Source organism: Methylobacterium oryzisoli, assembly GCF_046557895.1.
Classification (GTDB): Bacteria; Pseudomonadota; Alphaproteobacteria; order Rhizobiales; family Beijerinckiaceae; genus Methylobacterium; species Methylobacterium oryzisoli.
Genome location: NZ_JBKIBX010000004.1, coordinates 104,151 through 122,119 on the forward strand (window position 1 = coordinate 104,151; position 17,969 = coordinate 122,119).

General features: G+C 70.7%; 13 protein-coding genes. 5 read left to right on the plus strand and 8 right to left on the minus strand.

Translation table 11 applies throughout. The annotated features are described in order from the left end of the window. Positions 1 to 114: 114 nt before the first annotated feature. Both ACKUB9_RS06050 and ACKUB9_RS06055 read left to right on the plus strand, forming a co-directional pair. The gene (locus ACKUB9_RS06050) at positions 115 to 1,557 is read left to right on the plus strand and encodes a dihydrolipoyl dehydrogenase (protein ID WP_407520206.1); all 1,443 of its coding nucleotides are present in this window, start codon (positions 115 to 117) and stop codon (positions 1,555 to 1,557) included. 12 nt (positions 1,558 to 1,569) lie between these two features. After that, positions 1,570 to 4,167 carry a histidine kinase dimerization/phosphoacceptor domain -containing protein gene (locus ACKUB9_RS06055; protein WP_407520208.1) on the plus strand — a complete coding sequence of 866 codons (2,598 nt, stop codon included), beginning with the start codon at positions 1,570 to 1,572 and terminating at the stop codon, positions 4,165 to 4,167. A 15-nt stretch (positions 4,168 to 4,182) separates the two neighbouring features. Here ACKUB9_RS06055 and ACKUB9_RS06060 read toward each other — a convergent pair whose 3' ends face one another. Beyond that, positions 4,183 to 5,238 carry a lysylphosphatidylglycerol synthase domain-containing protein gene (locus ACKUB9_RS06060; RefSeq protein WP_407520210.1) on the minus strand — a complete coding sequence of 352 codons (1,056 nt, stop codon included), beginning with the start codon at positions 5,236 to 5,238 and terminating at the stop codon, positions 4,183 to 4,185. Continuing rightward, positions 5,235 to 5,570 (minus strand): (2Fe-2S) ferredoxin domain-containing protein, encoded by a 336-nt coding sequence (locus tag ACKUB9_RS06065; RefSeq protein ID WP_407520212.1) that lies wholly within the window; start codon positions 5,568 to 5,570, stop codon positions 5,235 to 5,237. The genes ACKUB9_RS06060 and ACKUB9_RS06065 overlap by 4 nt, the downstream gene beginning before the upstream one ends. A gap of 327 nt (positions 5,571 to 5,897) precedes the next feature. On the opposite strand from ACKUB9_RS06065, the gene ACKUB9_RS06070 reads away from it, so the two are divergent. Beyond that, positions 5,898 to 7,046 carry an AAA family ATPase gene (locus ACKUB9_RS06070; RefSeq protein ID WP_407520214.1) on the plus strand — a complete coding sequence of 383 codons (1,149 nt, stop codon included), beginning with the start codon at positions 5,898 to 5,900 and terminating at the stop codon, positions 7,044 to 7,046. A 393-nt stretch (positions 7,047 to 7,439) separates the two neighbouring features. Here ACKUB9_RS06070 and ACKUB9_RS06075 read toward each other — a convergent pair whose 3' ends face one another. The 6 genes from ACKUB9_RS06075 to ACKUB9_RS06100 all read right to left on the minus strand — a co-directional run bounded on the left by ACKUB9_RS06075 (position 7,440) and on the right by ACKUB9_RS06100 (position 14,775). Next, entirely contained in the window at positions 7,440 to 8,471 is a 1,032-nt protein-coding gene (locus ACKUB9_RS06075) for an ABC transporter ATP-binding protein (RefSeq protein ID WP_407520216.1), read from the minus strand. A 2-nt stretch (positions 8,472 to 8,473) separates the two neighbouring features. Continuing rightward, positions 8,474 to 9,517 carry an ABC transporter ATP-binding protein gene (locus tag ACKUB9_RS06080; protein ID WP_407520218.1) on the minus strand — a complete coding sequence of 348 codons (1,044 nt, stop codon included), beginning with the start codon at positions 9,515 to 9,517 and terminating at the stop codon, positions 8,474 to 8,476. Then, positions 9,514 to 10,440, minus strand: coding sequence for an ABC transporter permease (locus ACKUB9_RS06085; RefSeq protein WP_407520220.1), 927 nt, complete (start codon positions 10,438 to 10,440; stop codon positions 9,514 to 9,516). Before ACKUB9_RS06085 ends, ACKUB9_RS06080 begins: the two co-directional genes overlap by 4 nt. Positions 10,441 to 10,444: 4 nt before the next feature. Then, the gene (locus tag ACKUB9_RS06090) at positions 10,445 to 11,398 is read right to left on the minus strand and encodes an ABC transporter permease (RefSeq protein WP_407520222.1); all 954 of its coding nucleotides are present in this window, start codon (positions 11,396 to 11,398) and stop codon (positions 10,445 to 10,447) included. Positions 11,399 to 11,417: 19 nt separating this feature from the next. After that, positions 11,418 to 13,019 (minus strand): ABC transporter substrate-binding protein, encoded by a 1,602-nt coding sequence (locus ACKUB9_RS06095; RefSeq protein WP_407520224.1) that lies wholly within the window; start codon positions 13,017 to 13,019, stop codon positions 11,418 to 11,420. 472 nt (positions 13,020 to 13,491) lie between these two features. Then, positions 13,492 to 14,775, minus strand: coding sequence for an FAD-dependent monooxygenase (locus tag ACKUB9_RS06100; RefSeq protein ID WP_407520226.1), 1,284 nt, complete (start codon positions 14,773 to 14,775; stop codon positions 13,492 to 13,494). Positions 14,776 to 15,390: 615 nt separating this feature from the next. Here ACKUB9_RS06100 and ACKUB9_RS06105 point away from each other — a divergent pair. After that, positions 15,391 to 16,716 (plus strand): GNAT family N-acetyltransferase, encoded by a 1,326-nt coding sequence (locus ACKUB9_RS06105; RefSeq protein WP_407520228.1) that lies wholly within the window; start codon positions 15,391 to 15,393, stop codon positions 16,714 to 16,716. Continuing rightward, positions 16,655 to 17,896 carry an ATP-grasp domain-containing protein gene (locus ACKUB9_RS06110; RefSeq protein WP_407520230.1) on the plus strand — a complete coding sequence of 414 codons (1,242 nt, stop codon included), beginning with the start codon at positions 16,655 to 16,657 and terminating at the stop codon, positions 17,894 to 17,896. The genes ACKUB9_RS06105 and ACKUB9_RS06110 overlap by 62 nt, the downstream gene beginning before the upstream one ends. Positions 17,897 to 17,969: the final 73 nt, after the last annotated feature.

Sequence of the window (17,969 nt, forward strand, 5' to 3'; positions counted from 1 at the left end):
TTTGCCGTTGGGAGCGATTGCAGGGGCAGGTCGCATGACATCACGGCAACCGGACCGCGCAGGGCCGGGGCGCACACCCGCCGCCGGGTGGGTCCGGTCGCGCGCGGTCACCCCATGACGGAGGCGACGGGCGACGGGATCACCTGCGACGTCGCGGTGATCGGCGCCGGGACCGCCGGCCTCGCCGCCTGGGATGCGGCGACTCAAGCGGGGGCCCGGGTGGCGCTGATCGAGCGGGGGCCGGGCGGCACGACCTGCGCCCGGGTCGGCTGCATGCCCTCCAAGCTCCTGATCGCGGCGGCGCGGGCGGCACACGAGGCTCGGGGCGCGGGCCTGTTCGGGATCGAGGTGCCGCGGGTCGGCGTCGACGGACGGGCGGTGATGCGCCGCCTGCGGGCCGAACGCGACCGCTTCGTCGCCTCGGTCCGCGAGGGGCTGTCCCGGATCCCCGAGGATCTGCGCATTGCCGGCACGGCGCGCTTCACCGGGCCGGCGACGCTCGTGGTGGACGGGCGCTTGGAGGTCCGCGCGAAGGCCGTGGTGATCGCCACCGGGTCGAGTCCGAGTCTGCCGCCGAGCCTCGCCTCCGTCGCCGGGCAGGTGCTCACCACCGACACGCTGCTCGAGATCGAGGACCTGCCCGAGTCCCTGGCGGTGATCGGGGCCGGACCGGTCGGCCTGGAGATCGCCCAGGCGATGACGCGGCTCGGCGTGCGGGTCACGGTGTTCGATCCCGCCGAGACGATCGGCGGCGCGATCGACCCGGCGGTGGCCGCCTGCGCCGAGACCATCATCGGCCGTGAGGTCGACCTGCGCCTGCGCACCGAGATCACCGGCGCGTCGGCGGAGGGCGAGGGCATCCGCCTGTGCTGGCGGACGGGCGAGGAGAGCGGCAGCGGCACGTTCGCCCGGGTGCTGGCGGCGGCCGGACGGCCGCCGAACCTCTCGGATCTCGACCTGCCGCGAGCCGGCCTCGCCCTCGCCGAAACCGGCCGGCCGAGCGTCGATCCGCGCAGCCTGCAATGCGGGACGGCGCCGGTTTTCATCGCGGGCGATGCCAGCCACCTGCGTCCGGTGCTGCACGAAGCGTCCCGTCAGGGGCGGATCGCCGGCCGCAACGCCGCGCGCTTCCCTGCCGTCGAGGCGGTTGAGCCCTGGCCGGCCTTCGCGCTGGTGTTCAGCGATCCGGAGATGGCCGCCCTCGGGCGCGCCTTCGACTCCGAAGCCGCCCGCGACTGGCTGATCGGCGAGGTCTCGTTCGCCGATCAGGGCCGCGCGCGCGTGATGGGGCGCAATGCCGGCCTGGCGCGGATCTACGCGGAGGTGGATGGGCGCCTGATCGGGGCCGAGATGATCGGCCCCGGCGTCGAGCACCTCGCCCACCTGCTGGCCGTGGCGATCCAGGAGGGCTGGACGGCGCAGCACCTGCTGGCACGTCCCTACTACCATCCTACGCTGGAGGAGGCGCTGACCACCGCCCTCGGCGAGATCGCCGCGCGAGCGGGGGGAGCCACCCCCGATTCCCCCCGGGTTTCCTCGCCGCGGCCGATCCGGTAAGGTCATCTTGCCTTGACCATCGTCTCATCACCGCCACCGGCCCGCGTGGACACCGGACATCTCGATACACTGACGATCGAGCAAATCGACGGCCTCGCCGACGGTGTCGTTCAGATCGATGCGAGCGGGACGATCCTGATCTACAACGAGGCTGAGAGCCGATTCTCCGGCCGCACGCCGGAACGGGTACTCGGGCGCAACTTCTTCAGCGAGGTCGCGCCCTGCACGCGCGTGCCCGGTTTCTACGGCAGGTTCCGGGAAGGTGTGCGCCGCGGGCTGCTCGATGAGTCTTTTTCCTTCGTCTACGGGTTCGACCCGCAGCCGGTGCGGGTGCGCATCACCCTGCGCCGCGCAGCCGCGCCGGATCGGTACTGGATCGTCACCCGGACCGTCGGCGCGGTCACGGTGCCGGGGGACCGCGAGGCCGTTCGCCGCGCGGTCGGGCAGCGCGTCAGGGCGACGCCGGTGGATCCCTCCCTGTGTGAGCGCGAGCCCATCCACATCCCGGGGGCGATCCAGCCCCACGGGCTCCTGCTCGTGGCCGAGGCCGGCACGCTGACGGTGGTGGCCTGCTCGGCGAATGCCCCGGACGTCATCGCGCCTCCCATCGGGCAGCCGCTCGCGACCCTGCTGCCGGAACCCGTGGTCGGGTCCATCCGCGCCCGGCTCTGCGGCCCGGACGTGGAGGACGGGCGCGTTCTGCGCGCCCGCGCGGCGCTCCCGCCCGGATCCGTCCCCTACGAGGTGGTGGCGCACCGGTCCGGCGCGCGCATCCTCGTCGAGTGCGAGCGCGTGCCGCTCCATCCGGAGGACTTCGCCGCGGCAAGCCCGATCGACGTCGAGGCGGCGGTCGGGCGGCTGCGCGGGGCCGGCGACCTGATGGAGGCCGCGGCGGTGGCCGCCCGCGAGACGCGCGCGCTGACCGGCTTCGAGTGCATCCTCGTCTACCGCTTCGATCCGGACTGGAACGGCGAGGCGATCGCCGAGGACAAGGCCGAGAGCTGGGACCGTTCCTTGCTCGGCCTGCACTTCCCGGCGAGCGACATCCCGGCCCAGGCTCGGGCGCTCTACACCCGGTCGAAGAGCCGCTTCGTCATCGACCGCGACTACGTGCCGGTGCCGCTCACGGCGGCGCCGGGCAGTACCGACACCCCCATCGACCTCTCTCACGCGCAGGGGCGCAGCCTCTCGCCGATCCACTTGGAGTACCAGCGCAATCTCGGCGTGAACGGGTCGATGTCGGTCTCGATCCTGGTCGAGGGCCGGCTCTGGGGCCTTCTGATCGGGCACCACCGCAAGCCGCATTACGTCGCCCCCGAGACCCGGGCCGCCGCCGCCACGCTGGCCGACGCCTTCGCGATGCGCGTGCAGGAGATGGAGAGCATCCGCCTCTGGCACGCGCAGCAGGAGCACATGGCCGTCGAGAGCCGGCTCGTGCGCGAACTCGCCCGCTCGGACGATTTCGTGGGCGCCCTCACGCAGGGCCCGACGACGCTGCTCGACCTGTTCGAGGCGGGCGGCGGCGCCACGGTCTCGGACGGCTCCGTTCGCCTGCTCGGGTGCACGCCGCCCGCCGAGGCGGTGCTGGCCATCGCGGATCACCTGCGGGCCACGCTGCCGCCGGGGCGCACCAGCTACGTCTCTTCCGAGTTCGCCGCCGACCACCCGGCGAGCGGGCCGTGGATCGCGCAGGCGAGCGGCGTGCTCGCCGTGTTCGTCGATCCGGACCGCGCCCACCTGCTGATGTGGTTCCGGCCCGAGGTGCCGAGCACCGTCACCTGGGGCGGCGACCCCCGCAAGCCAGTGCTCGGCGCGGCCGGCTCCGCCGCCGTGCTGCCGCGGCGCTCCTTTGAGCGCTGGGTCGAGGAGCGCCGCGGCGCCTCCACGCCCTTCGCCGCGTGGCACGTCGGCATGGCCGAGGCGCTCGCCCAGGCGGTCGAGGGCGTGGTGCTGCGCCAGCGCCGCAAGATCGCCGAGCTCACCGGGCTCCTCGACGAGAAGGAGCGGCTCCTCGCCCAGAAGGACCTGCTCGCCCGCGAGATCGACCACCGGGTGAAGAACTCTCTGCAGATCGTCTCGGCCTTCCTGCACATGCAGCGCCGCCAGGTGAAGGATCCGGTGGCGAAGGAGGCCTTCGCCGAGACGATCGGGCGCGTCATGAGCGTCGCGCGCGTCCACGACAGCCTGTACCAGGCGGAGACCGTCGAGGAGGTCGATCTCGGCCAGACGATCGAGCACCTCTGCGCCGACCTCGCGGTGATGGCCGGGGAGCGCCACACCCTCGCCCTCGATGCCGAGGCCGGCCTGATGGTGCCCTACCGCAAGGCCGTGGCCCTGTCGCTGATCGCCACCGAACTCGTCACCAACGCCTTCAAGTACGCCTACGACGCCGAGGGCGGGCGCGTGGAGGTCAGCATCGCGGGGGCGAGCGAGGGGCGGGTGCGCCTCTCCGTCTGCGATGAGGGGCGGGGCCTTCCCGCGGAATGGTCGGAGGGGCAGGCCCAGGGGACCGGCCTCGGCATGAAGCTGATCCGGGCGATGCTCGACCAGATCAACGCCCGCCTCGACGTGACGAGCGAGAGCGGCGCCTGCTTCACCGTCACGGCCTGAGCGGCGGCTCCCCGCCTATGGCGCACCGCGGTCCGGCGCCACGAGGTGGCGGCGGCCCTCGATCATCTGCCAGGCGATCAGCGAGGGCAGGCCGAGCACCACGTCCGGCACCCGCTTGACCAGCGAGAGCGCGAGCGCCGCATCGGCGTCGATGCCGAACAGGCCGCCGAGGAGCACGAAGCCGCCCTCCTGCACGCCGAGCCCGCTCGGGACCGGGAAGGCCGCCGACTTGATCGCCTGACTGAGCGATTCGAGCACGATCGCCTCCGCGACGGTGACCTCGAAGCCCATGCAGCGCAGGGCGATCCAGATCTCCAGCGCGCCCAGGAACCACGCGGCCACGTGGAGCACCGCACCTTCCGTGAGCGGCCACCAGCGGCGCCGGTCCCACATCGCATCGAGGGCCGCCTGCACGCCCGGCCGCGTGCCCTCGGAGGGGGACGCCTCGCGCAGGAAGCGGCGGCCGAGCGTCGCGATCCAGCGCTCCACCACCCCGGCGCCGCCGAAGCGCTGGACGGCGAAGAAGCCCGCGAGCACGACCGCGCTCACCACGAGCCCCTTCGCGCACCATGCGGCGAGCTGCGCGGCCTGCCCGCTCTCCAGCTGCCCCAGCAGCAGCACCCCCGTGAGCGAGAACAGCGCCAGCGCGGCGACTTGGAAGAACATGTCGACGATGATGCCGGCCGCCGCCACCCCGCCGGCCACGCCCCAGAAGGTGAGGAGGCGCCCGCCCAGCACGTCCCCGCCGACCGAGGCCACCGGCAGCAGCACGTTGACGCCCTCGCGCACGAAGCGCAGCAGCAGAAAGGGTCCCGTGCCGACCACCGCCCCCGCGGTGACCCGCGCCCAGGCGATGCCGCAGAGCAGGATGATCGCCACCCGCACCAGCACCACGGCCGAGAGGCCGAGGAACCCCACCCGCCCGAAGGCCGACGCGACGGCGCCGGCATCGTTGATCGCCACCAGCCACGCGGCGAGCGCGATGCCGACGAGTGCCCCGAGCAGCGGCACCCGCCGCAGCAGGGTGCGGCCGAGCGAGGGACGCGGCCGGTCGGAGAGGGCCTGCGTCATGCGGGATCGGCCGCGGGTGCCGGAACCAGCGCCTGCACCAGCGCGTCGGGGGCGGTCGCCGGATCGACCACGATGAGGCGACCCGCCCGGAGCGAGGCCGTGGTGGCGAAGGTGAGGCTGCGCTTGGGGCACAGGCCGAGGCAGCCGGTCTCGACCACCCGGACCTTGCGGCCCGGCTGTCCGCGCTTCAGCTCGCGCTTGATGTCGCCGCGGACCGCCTTGGCCCGCACGCCCTGGCGCTTGGCGCATTTGGCGCAGACCACCACGATCTCGCTCCACGGCGCCGAGGCCGCCTTCGCGCGCGCGCCGGTCTCAGGCCATCGCTTGCTCAAACCGTCCCGCTCTCCCTCGAGGCCCGCATCGGGTCGGATGCTTGGTTAGCGGCCCGGCTTTCTTGGTGCAACGCGGCATCCTGGGCCAGTCTCGGACCGGCAGTCCGCGAATGCCGCCACTGGCCCGGCGGCGGGATCGCGCCTTCACGGCAGCAGCCTCCTTGTTGCGCGGCCTGACCCTGCGTCATACTCATCGGTGAGACCGACTCCGTCGCAGGCGACGGGGCGGCCCAGGCCGCGCCTCATTCCGCGGCGCAGGATGGCCTGCGTCGCCTCAAGCGTCCCGTGCCGATGCCGAGAGAGGTGCGTGTCTGAAGGAGCCGGTTCGTGATCTCGCACCTCGCCATCAGCGGATACCGGTCGCTGCGCGACATCCGCGTGCCCCTCGGGCGGCTGACGATCGTCACGGGTGCGAACGGCAGCGGCAAATCCAGCCTCTATCGGGCCCTGCGCCTGCTCGCCGACGTCGCGCAGGGCCGGCTGATCCAATCGCTCGCCCGAGAAGGCGGCATGCCGTCGACGCTCTGGGCCGGCCCCGAACGCATCAGCCGGGAGATGCGCGCCGGCCGGACGCCGATCCAGGGCACCGTCCGATCCGGCCCCGTCGGCCTGCGTCTCGGCTTCGCCGGCGACGATCTCGGCTACGCGATCGACCTGGGATTGCCCCTGCCCGACGCGGCCTTCCCGCTCGACCCCGAGATCAAGGTGGAGGCGCTGTGGAGCGGGGGCGTTCTCGGGCGGTCCAACCTGTTCGCGGAGCGCCGCGGCCGCATGGTGCGCCTGCGCCGGGCCTCGACGGGCGAGTGGCGGACCGGGTTCGAAGACCTGCCTCCCTTCGACAGCATGGTCACGTCCTTCTCCGACCACGAGGACGGGCTCGAACTGCTCCAGATGCGCGAGCGCATGCGCCACTGGCGGTTCTACGATCACCTGCGCACCGACCTCGACGCCCCGGCGCGGCGCCCGCAGGTCCCGACCTACACGCCCGCCCTGGCGAATGACGGGTCCGACCTCGCGGCGGCGATCCAGACCATCCTGGCGATGGGCGATGCGGCGGCCTTCCGGAGCGCGATCGAGGATGCGTTTCCGGGTGCCTCCGTCGAGGGCGAGGAGGGCAGTGTCGTCATGCGGCAGCGCGGCCTGCTTCGCCCGCTGCGCGCCGGCGAATTGTCGGATGGGACCTTGCGCTACATCCTGCTGTGCACCGCCCTGCTGGCGCCGAGCCGGCCACCCATCCTCGTCCTCAACGAGCCGGAAGCGAGCCTGCATCCGTCCCTGCTCGTTCCGCTCGCGAGCCTCCTGACGACGGCATCCGAGCGCTGTCAGATCGTGGTCGTGTCGCACAGCGAGCCCTTGGTTGCGGCACTCGCCGGCCACGCGGCTGCGCGGATCGTCCGCCTGGACAAGGATTGCGGCGAGACCGTTTTCCACGGGGACGATGATCACTCCTTCCGCTGGGTCTGGCCGTCCCGCTGACGCTCATCATCAAGCGCGGGGAACCCCTCTCCCGTGCGGGCTTGCGGATTCACACGTCGGGTCGTGCACATTCTCCTCTCCCCGCGTGCGGGGAGAGGGCTTGGGGATCGAAGATCCCACCCGACCTCGTCGTCGGCAGAGCAAGGCGGCAGCCGAGGGTGAGGGGGCGGCGCCGAATGAGGCTCCTCAGGAAGCGCCCCCTCACCGTCGCGTTTGGCCCTATCGGGCCAACACGGGCTCGCTGCCGACCCGACGAGGGGTCGGCAGCCCTCTCCCCGCACGCGGGGAGAGGAGATCCCGCGTCTCATTCGGCGATGTGTGCATCTGCAAGCCCGTGCGGGAGAGGGGTTCCCGCGCTCGGCTTCCGCACCGGAGAGCGATGCTTCCCGCGCCTCACGCCGCAGCGGGCGGGGCCGCTCCCAGCCCTTCGCCGATCCGCACGCAGCGCCCGGCGTGGCCCGGCGCCACCGCGATGCGCTCCGGCAGGCCGTCGCGGCACGGGGGGATGGCGAGGCTGCAGCGGGGCTCGAAGGGGCAGCCAGGGGGCGGGTCGGCGAGGTCGGGCGGCGCACCGGGGATCGTCGCGAGGCGGATCCCCTTCGGCGAATCCGGCGTGATGCGGGAAGCGAGCAGCCCCCGCGTGTAGGGATGCGCCGGGGTGCCGATCACCTCGCCGCTCGATCCCACCTCCACGAGGTGGCCCCCGTACATCACGGCGACGCGATCCGCGACCTGCACGGCGACGCCGACGTCGTGGGTGACGAAGATCACCGCGAGGCCGAGGTCGCGCTGCAGCTCGCGCAGCAGCAGCAGGATCTGGATCTGCACCGTGGCGTCGAGGGCCGTGGTCGGCTCGTCGGCGAGCAGCAGCTTCGGCTTGCAGGCGAGCGCCAGCGCGATCATGGCGCGCTGGCGCATGCCGCCCGACATCTCGTGCGGGTAAGCATCGAGGCGCCGGGCCGGGGAGGGGATGTGCACCCGCTCGAAGAGTTCGAGCGCCCGCGCCCGGCCCTTGGCGTAGCTCGCCCCCTCGTGGCGCACGACCGCCTCGGCGATCTGATCGCCGATCTTGTAGACCGGATCGAGGGCGAGGCCGGGATCCTGGAAGATCATCGCGACGGTGCCGCCGCGGAAGGCCGCGAGGCTGCGGCGCCCGAGCGCCAGCACGTCCTGGCCATCCACCCGCAGCGTGCCCCCGATGCGGGTGCGTTTTTCGGGCAGGAGCCGCATCAGCGCGCGCAGGGTGACGCTCTTGCCGGAGCCGGATTCGCCGAGCAGCGCCAGCGCGTCGCCGGCCTTGAGGTCGAAATCGACGCCGCCGACCGCGCGCACGGGCTTGCGCCCGCTCAGGAAATCGACCGTGAGGCCGCGGACGTGGACGAGCGCGTCGGTGGCCGCGTCGGGCTTGAACAGGGGTGCGTTCATGCTCAGGCCGCCATCGGGAGGGAGGGAGCCTCGGGGTGCCCCGAGCCCGGCACCGCCATGTGGCAGGCGGCGAAGTGGGCGGGCGCGACGGGATCGAGGCCGGGCTCGCGGGCGCTGCACACTGGCGCGGCGAAGCGGCAGCGGGTGTGGAAGCGGCAACCCGGGGGCGGGTTGATCGGATTCGGCGGATCGCCGGTGAGCGGCGCCTCGCTGATGCGGGCGTGCGGGTCGGTGGAGGGCTGCGAGGCGAGCAAAGCCGCCGTGTAGGGGTGGCGCGGCGCGGCCAGGATGTCGTCGGCCGGGCCGAGTTCGGCCACCTGCCCGAGATACATCACCATCACCCGGTCGGACATGAAGCGCACGACGTTGAGGTCGTGCGAGATGAAGATGTAGGTGAGGCCGAAATCGCGCTTGAGGTCGGCCAGCAGGTTGAGCACCTGCGCCTCCACGGACTTGTCCAGGGCCGAGACGGCCTCGTCGAGGATCAGCAGGCGCGGTTCGAGCGCGAGCGCCCGGGCGATGTTCACGCGCTGGCGCTGCCCGCCCGAGACCTCGTGCGGGTAGCGCCCGCCGAAGCGGCGCGGTTCGAGGCCGACGCGGCGCAGGAGGTCGTGCGCGCGCCCGAGCGCCGCCTTGCGCGACAGCCCGTGCGATTGCGGCCCGAACGCCACCGTCTCCTCGACGGTCAGCCGCGGGTTCAGCGAGGCGTAGGAATCCTGGAAGACCATCTGCACCTGGCGCCGGTAGGTCTTCAGGTCCAGCGCGCGCGAGCCGAGCAACTCGCCGTCGAAGACGATCTCGCCGCGGTCGGGCTGGTTGATCTGCATGAGCAGGCGGGCGGTGGTGGACTTGCCGCAGCCGGATTCGCCGACGACGCCGAGCGTCTCGCCCTTCATCACCTCGAAATCGACCCCGTCGACGGCCCGCACGGTCGGTCCCGCGGAGAAGAGGCCGCCCTTGGAGGCGAAATGCTTCACCAAGCCCCGGACCGCGAGGAGGGGCTGCGCCGGGCCGCCGCGGTCGCGCGTGTCGAGGGTCTCGCTCATTGGCGCACCTCCATGGCCGAGCGCAGCCCGTCCGAGAGCAGGTTGAAGGAGATCGAGGTGAGGAAGATCATCACCCCGGGCAGCGCCGCGACCAGCGGGTTGACGTAGATCGCGGTGCGCAGGGTGTTGAGCATCAGGCCCCATTCCGGCTCCGGCGGCTTCACGCCGAGGCCGAGGAACGAGAGGCCCGAGGCCAGGATCATCGACACCGAGATCAGGCTCGTCGCGTAGACGAAGACCGGGCCGAGCACGTTGCCCAGCACCTGCACCCGCACCACCCGGATGGGGTTGGCCCCCGAGATGCGCGCCGCCTCCACGTAGTCGCGGTTGCGGATCTGCACCGTGACGCTCTCGGCCACGCGCGTGATCTGCGGCACGAACACGACGGTGAGCGACACGATGGAGTTGAGGATGCCGGCGCCGAGCGCCCCCGAGAGCGCGATGGCGAGCAGCACCGACGGGAAGGCGAAGAAGACGTCGACCACGCGCATGATCAGCGTGTTGATCCAGCCGCCCGCGTAGCCGGCCAGGATGCCGAGGCTGGAGCCGATGAAGAACGCGATCACGACCGGCAGCACGCCCATGAACAGCGACAGGCGGCCGGCGTAGAGGAGGCGGCTCAGCATGTCGCGGCCGAGCTCGTCCGAGCCGAGCCAGTAGGTGGCGTCGCCCACCGGCTTGAGGCGGCGGATCATCGAGCCCTTGAACGGGTCCATCGGGGCGATCAGCGGCGCGAAGATCGCCGCCAGGATGATGCACAGGATCACGAAGGCCGCCGCCATGGCGACCGGATCGCGCACGAGGCGAGCGAGCACGCTGCCCCAGTAGCCGCGCCCGGCCCGGATCGGGGCCTCGGCGATCTCCACCGGCACCGCGGCGGCGGCCCCGGGGTCGGCGGAGGCGAGGGAGGTCGGCGTCGTCATCGTCTCACGCCCTCTGGATGCGGGGGTCGAGGGCGGTCTGCACCACGTCGACCAGGAGGTTCAGGGTCACGAAGAACATCGCCAGCACGAGGATCGTCCCCTGGAGGAGCGGCAGGTCGCGCTGGAAGATCGCGGCGTTGAGCAGGAAGCCGGTGCCCGGCCACGCGAAGACGGTCTCGATCAGGATCGAGCCGCCGAGCAGGTAGCCGAGCTGCAGGCCCATGATGGCGATGGCGGTCGGCGCGGCGTTCTTGACCACGTGCTTGAACACGCCGAACTCGGACAGGCCCTTGGCGCGCAGCGCCTGCACGAAGTCCTGGTGCAGGATGTCGCCGACGAGCGCCCGCACGGTGCGGGAGATCACGCCCATAGGGATCACCGACATGGTGATGGCGGGCAGCACGAGGTAGCGCAGGTGCTCGGCGTCCGGCCACCAGTTGCCCGATCCCTGCGGCCCCGCGCCGGTGGGCGGCAGCCAGCCCAGCGTCGCCGAGAAGATGATGACGAGCACGATGCCGAGCCAGTAATGCGGCACGCTCACCCCGAACACCGCGATGGCCGAGGCGGTCCGGTCCAGCCACGAATCGCGGGCGTAGCCCGCCACGAAGCCGAAGAAGGTGCCGAAGGTGAAGCCGATCAGCGTGGCGACGGAGGCGAGGATCAGGCTGTTGCTCACCGCCCGCCCGACCTCCGAGAGGACCGGGCGGCCGGTGGCGATCGAGGTGCCGAGGTCGCCGTGCAGCACCTTCCAGAGCCAGAGTCCGTACTGGACGGGCAGCGGCTTGTCCAAGCCGTAGGCGGCGCGCATCTGCGCCTGCATCTCGGCCGTGGCGTCTACCGGCAGGATCGCGCTCAGGGGATCGCCCGGAGCGAGGTGGACGAGGAGGAAGCACACGAGGCTGACCCCGAGGGCGACCGGCGCCGCGTAGGCGATGCGCTTGAGGACGAAGGTGAGCATGGGGCCTCGCCGCGTCGGATCACTTGTCCATTGTGATCGAAGAAAAGTTCTGGAACCAGCTCTGTGCCTGGACGAAGCCCTTCACCTTCGGGCTCATCGCGCGAGGATTGACGTCGTGCGTCACCATCAGGAAGAGGGCGTCGTCCACGAATTTTTCGTGGACCTTCCGCAGCACCGCCCTCTGGGCCTCCGGGTCGAAGGTGCTGCGGATGCCGTCGAGGAGCTTGTCCATCGCCGGATCGCAGTAGTGGCCCCAGTTGGTGCCGTTCGGCGCCGCGAGGTTGCACTGCGCGTGACGGATGAAGGCCGTGAACGGATCTTGGATCAGGTAGGAGTAGTTCATGCCGGTGGCGCCGCGGGACGTGTCGCTCTTGGCGCCGGCTCGCCAGATGTTGATGAGCGTGTTCCATTCCACGACCTCGAAATCGACCTTGATGCCGACCTCCGCGAGGCTCTGCTGGACGAATTCGTTCATCGGCAGCGGCTGCATCTGGCCCGATCCCGAGGCCGAGATCAGGATCTTGGTCGAGACCGGCTTCTGCGGCCCGTAGCCGGCCTCCTTCAGGAGCGCCTTGGCGGCCTCCGGGTCGTAGGCCAGCTTGAAGGTCGGCGTGCCGAACCAGGGATGGCCCGGCGTCATGAAGCCCTCCGCCGGCACCGCGAGCCCGCCGAGGAATTCTTTCAAGCCCTCGCGATCCACCGCGAGGTTGGCGGCCTTGCGGATGCGGATGTCGTTCCAGGGCGAAGTCTCGGTCCGCGACAGGTGCCAGGTCCAGTTGTGCGGGTAGAGGTTGGTGACGATCTTGAACCCTGCGGATTTGAGGGAGGGCAGCGCGTCGGGGGCGGGCGCCTCGATCCAGTCCACCTGCCCCGAGCGCAGGGCCGCCACGCGGGCATTGGCCTCCGGCAGCGGCACCAGCACCAGCTTGTCGAGCTTCGGCACCCGGCCCTTGTCCCAGTAGGCCGCATTGGGCACGAGTTCCGCCCGCTCGCGCGGCACGAAGGCGGTGATCTTCCACGGCCCGGTGCCGGAGGGCGCCTTGGCGACCGCATCCCAGCTCCGGCCCTGCTTCTCCCAATTGGCGGGCGAGGACATCAGGATCCAGGCGATCTGGAACGGCAGGGTCGCGTCCGGGGTCTTGGTGGTGATCTCGATCGTCATCGGATCGAGGGCGCGGTAGCTCGCCACGCTCGGGATGCGGATGCGGCCCTGTGCCGACTGGCGCGGATCGAAGTGCGGGGCGTCGTTCTTGAGGAGCTTGTCGAGGTTCCAGACCACCGCGTCCGCGTTGAAGCGCGAGCCGTCGTGGAAGGTGACGCCCTCCCGCAGGGTGAAGATCCACTTCTTGGTATCGTTCGGGTCGGCCTTCCACGACGTCGCGAGGCCCGGCGTCAGTTCGGAGGCCCTGTCGGACCGGCTGAGATCCCAGTTGATGAGCGCGTCGTAGGCCGTGTAGCCGGTGAAGCGCATGCCCTCGCCGCCGTTGTCCGCCTGACCGGTGGTGAGGGGAATGTCCGACGCCGTCATGCCGATGCGCAGCACGCCCTGCGCGGCGGCCGGCCCGGCCAGGCCCAGGCCCAGGGCCGCGGCGAGGGGCAGGGTGCGGTGGAGGATCGGCATGCTGGTACCCCGTACGGACTGGTCCGCGACGGGGTTTGCAAGAGCCCTGCCAGTGAGAGTTCTGCCAGAGAGATCCGGCCAGCGAGCCGGCTGGCAGCACCTGCGGCAGCGCTGCCAGGGTTGCCTAAAAGCGAGGCAGCATCAGCGGGGGTGAGGCGTCATGGGAGCCGATGCGGCGGGCCGGGCGCCTCGACGGGGGAGGGGCTGCAGCGCGGTCGCCGGTTTCAGCTGTGGAGGGATTCCGGATGCCGTCCGTCGCCGCTGGCTCTCCGGGGAAAATTCCTTGACGAGGATGGCGCGGGGAACCCCTCTCCCGAGCGGGAGAGGGGCAGGAGTGAGGGTCCCGGGAGGGCGCCGCAGGAAGGCGGGACGCTGCCGCTACCAGCACTGAGGTTGGTTGCTGAACTGAAGCGTTCCGCTCCCCTCACCACGCTCCGTGCTTCACTGCGGCTCCCTCCCGGGACCCTCACCCCTACCCCTCTCCCGCTCGGGAGAGGGGATCCCGCGTCTCATTCGGCGATGTGTGCATCGGCAAGCCTGCACGGGAGAGGGGTTCCCCACGCCATCGATGTTTCCCGGACAGCTGTGCGTCGGCCGCGGCGAGGGGTGGGGCTGCGCGGCCGTTGAGGCTCAGGTAGAGGCCGCGGAGGTACAGGTACGTCTTCGCGGGCATGCGTTGCAGCAGGCGGGAGCGCCGCGCGAGCAGCAGCGTGAAGAATGCCGGGGTGCCGTGATGGATGTAGCGGGGAAGGTTCTCGAACCATTCCGCGCTCCGTCGCGCGTCCCGCTGGATACCGGCGAGGGCCCGCCGCCGGTCGGTGTCGAACTGGTCCAGCGCGTGATCGAGGCTGTCGTGCCGGTTCACGGCCGCGGCGAGCGCGATGGCGTCGTCGATGGCAAGCCGCGTCCCCGAACCGATCGTGAAATGCGTCGTATGCGCGGCGTCGCCGATCAGGACGAGCCTGTCCGCGTGCCAGGACCGATTGACCAGCGTGCGGAAACTCAACCAGGGCAGGGTATCGCTCCGGCTCTCGCGGCTGACGAGGCGGTGGCCGTCTAGATGCTTGGCGAAGAGGACTTCCAGTTCGCGCAACGCCGCATCGGCCGGCATCGCTCCGAGATCGAGCCCCGCCCAGGTCTCCGGCGCGCATTCCACGATGAAGGTGCTCATGCCGTCCTTGAAGGAATAGGCGTGGCACCACATCCAGCCGGCGCGCGTGCGGACGAAGCCGAACGTGAACGAGGGGAACGGCCGGGTCGTCGCCAGCCAGATGTACTTGTTGCGGCCGGCCTCGATCTGCGGCCCGAACCGCTCCGCCCGGTGCTGGCGCAACCGGCTCGCGACGCCGTCCGCCGCGACGACGAGGTCGGCTTCGGCGAGTGCGGCGATGTCGTCGATCGCGCTCTCGAAGCGGACGTCCACGCCCAGTGCGAGCGCGCGCTCGGTCAGGATCTCCAGCAGGCGACGACGGCAGATGCCGTAGCCGCCCCCCTCGTAATGCAGGGGTGGTTGCCCCTCGACGTCGACCACCTGACCGGACCAGCGGACCGCGTGATCGGCGATCGTCCGCGCGCTGTCCGGATCGGTGGCCGTGAGGCTGGCGAGCAGATCGTCCCAGAAGACGACGCCCCAGCCATGCGTCGTTCCCGCCGGGTTGCGCTCGTGGACGACGATCTCGTGGCTCGGATCGCGCCGCTTCATCGCGATCGCGAAGTACAACCCGGCAGGCCCGGCACCCACGCACGCGATTCTCATCAGGACTCTCCGTTCAGGAGCCAGCGTCAGGGGTCACGGCGTCGACAACCTGCATCGCGTCGGGCCTGCGATGAGGCGGTGCCGATGCGTGGGCGACCCTGATCCTTTGCATCGGCCGAGATGAGGGGCGGCGGCTTCCTTCACGTCGATCGCACCCCGTGCCGATGCCGGCGCGGCTCCACGCCGGCGGATGACCGGCGAATTCTGGAACGAGACCGGGGTCGTCGCACCTCATATTCCGGATGGTCGCCGTACCCAGAAGGAGCGTGTTCCGGAGCGTCGTCCGCCTGCACGGGCCGTGGCATCCCGCCACGATCGGCCCCGGTGCGGGAACCGGGCTCCACCGATCGAGAACCCATCGCCCGGCAACCCGCCGCATACCCCCTTTGGACGCTACTGCGTTTCATTTACCCCTTAGGAGGATTTTGTATTCCTCATCTTCTCAAGATAAAAAATATTAGGTTTGGATGCTGAGTTCATCTCAATGCGGGCGAATGACGAAGAGGCAAGCAAATCTTAACGATAGGCTTTCGTTCTTCGGCAGCGCTGCCCGCCGGGCAGGCGCCGACCGCCAGAGACACCGCGAGGGCTGACGTGAGCGGGGGAGGTGTCCGAATGTCCGGCGCTCATCGATACAACCTAGGCGGGGATCCGGGTCCCGGCCTCGCGCGTCGGTTCGGCGCGCGGACCGATGGCGCCCGGATCATCCCTGCCGGAACCCCGGCGAACGACGAGGCCTCGGCGGCGAGCGACGTGTTCGGCGAGGTGGCCGATGCGTCGCGGCTGCGGGCGATCTCCGCGGAGTGGCGCGGGCTGATCGCCCGCTGCGCCGAACCGAACCCCTTCATGGAACCGGCCGTCGCCGAGGCCACGGCCGCCGCCACCGGGATGACGCTGCACGTCCTGCTGGCGTGGCGGCGGGCCGGCGCAGGCGCGCCGGATCTGGTCGGCGTCTGGCTGCTCGCACAGAACAGGCCCTCGTCGCGGCTGCCCCTGCGCGTGCTCGCCTGCCCGATCAACTCGCTCACCTTTCTCGGCACACCGGTCGTCGACCGCAGCTGCATGGTCGAGGCGATCTCGGCGATGCTCGCCGGGATCGCGGCCAGCCCCCACCTCCCGAAGGTGCTCTGCGCGAGCGACATCGCCGCCGACGGCGTCGTTCTGCCGGCCCTGCGGGCGGCGCTCGCCCGGCGCGGCACGCAGCCGCTCGAGATCGAGCGCCGCTCGCGCGCCAAGCTGGACATGGCGGCCGAGCACTTGGCGGAGGCCGACCGGTCGCAATCGCAAAAGCACCGCTCGGAGTTGCGCCGGCGGCGCAGGAAGCTGACGGAGAGCGGTGCGCTCGCTCACGTCAGCCATCGGAGCCCGGACGAGGTCGGTGCGGCCTTCCGGGAATTCCTCCAGCTGGAAGCGGCCGGCTGGAAGGGGCAGAGCAGCGCGGGGGGCCGGGCCGTCCTCAAGACCGCGCCGCTCGCGATGTTCGCCGAGCGGATGATCGAAGGGCTGGCCCGGGATGGCTGCGCCGGGATCGACGCGCTGCGGCTCGATGGGCGGCCGATCGCCATGAACGTGTGGCTCCGGTCGGGCAGCGGCGTTTTCGGCTGGAAGATGGCCTACGACGAGGCGTACCGACGCTCGTCGCCGGGCACGCTCCTGCTCGAGGATCTGGTGCGATCCTTCTCGCGCGATCCGACCGTGCGGTTCATCGATTCCTGCAACCGCAACGACGAGACCGCGCTGGCGCACATCTGGTCCGGACGACGGGTGGTCGTGGACCTCATCATCGACGTCCGGCGCGGCGGGTCATGGACCGGCCGATGGGTCGCCGCGACAGAATACGCCTTCCGGCAGGCCAGAAAGTACGGACGCGAGATCTACCATGCTGCACGTCGGCGCCGCAGGCCTCAACGAACCGCAGCCGCTGCCGGCACCAACGGCTGACGGGCATCCGGATCATGCGCAGATCCCGTCCGCCCCACCGCGCCGCGCTGACCTTGACCTCCGTTCGAGCGGAGAGAGCGATGGCCGCCTGACGGCCGCGCGGAGCAGCCCCATGAAGCGCGCCATGATCCTGGCCGAGGGATTCCGCCTTCAGTACAGAGTTCTTCGCTGCGCCGTCGAGTATTTCGATGAGGTGTTCGTGCTCGGCGCGGACGGAGCCGACCAGCTGAAATATTCCCGCTTCTGCAAGAAGTACATCCGCTCGGATCGAAGCTTCTCCGACATGCAGCCGGACAATCTGGAGCTGATCGACCGCCTGTGCAGACGATACCAGATTGACATGGTGCTCCCGAGCTGCGGGGAGACCACGCGCTTCCTGTCGCTGTACCATCACCGCCTCGACGTCGCCTGCTACCCCGTGCCGTCCTGCGAGACCTTCGACATCCTCAACAGCAAGCAGAATTTCGCGAGAGCCTGCACCGCGCTGGACATCCCGGTTCCGACCACCCACGTGTTCGAGACGGTCGAGGAGGTGAGGCGCGAGGCGGAAGCCGGCCGGTTGACGTTTCCCCTGGTCCTGAAACCGGACAACATGTGGGGCAGCTTCGGTGTCCGCCGCGTCGACGCGCTCCACCAGCTTCCGGAGCACATCGATTACGCTCCCATCATCTGCCAGGAATACATCAAGGGCGAGGATGTCAGCGCGTTCTACATCTGCAGAGCCGGCCGCATCCTGAACAGCTTCGTCTACTCGCGCACCAATTCGAAGCTGGTCTGCCTGCATGTCGAGCCCCTCGACGAGCATGCCCGGACCATCGTCGCGCATTTCAACTACGACGGCACGATCGGCTTCGATGCCCGCCGGGATCCGGACGGACGGATCGCCTTCATCGAGTGCAATCCCAGGTTCTGGTACCGCATGGATGTGGCGATGGTGGCGGGCCTGAACTTCGTGACGCTGGGCTGCGAGATGCAGCATGACGGCCAGTTCGGCGACCTCGGCCGGGTCGAGCTGCGCTCGCCGCGGCGTCTTTTTCGCAGCATCCTGACGCCCTGGCGCCTGAACGCGGTCGAGCGCGCCTATCTCGGCTATCTCACGCGCGATCCGATCATCAATGCCTGGGCGGGCCTGCGCAGCGCGCTGGGTGCGAACCGCATCGTCAGCGGGCAGCAGCTGTAGCGAGCGGGACATCCGCCACCGCGGCGGCGGATGCCGGTCGTCGGGGAGGCCCTCCCCGGGGCGGGGTCGCGCC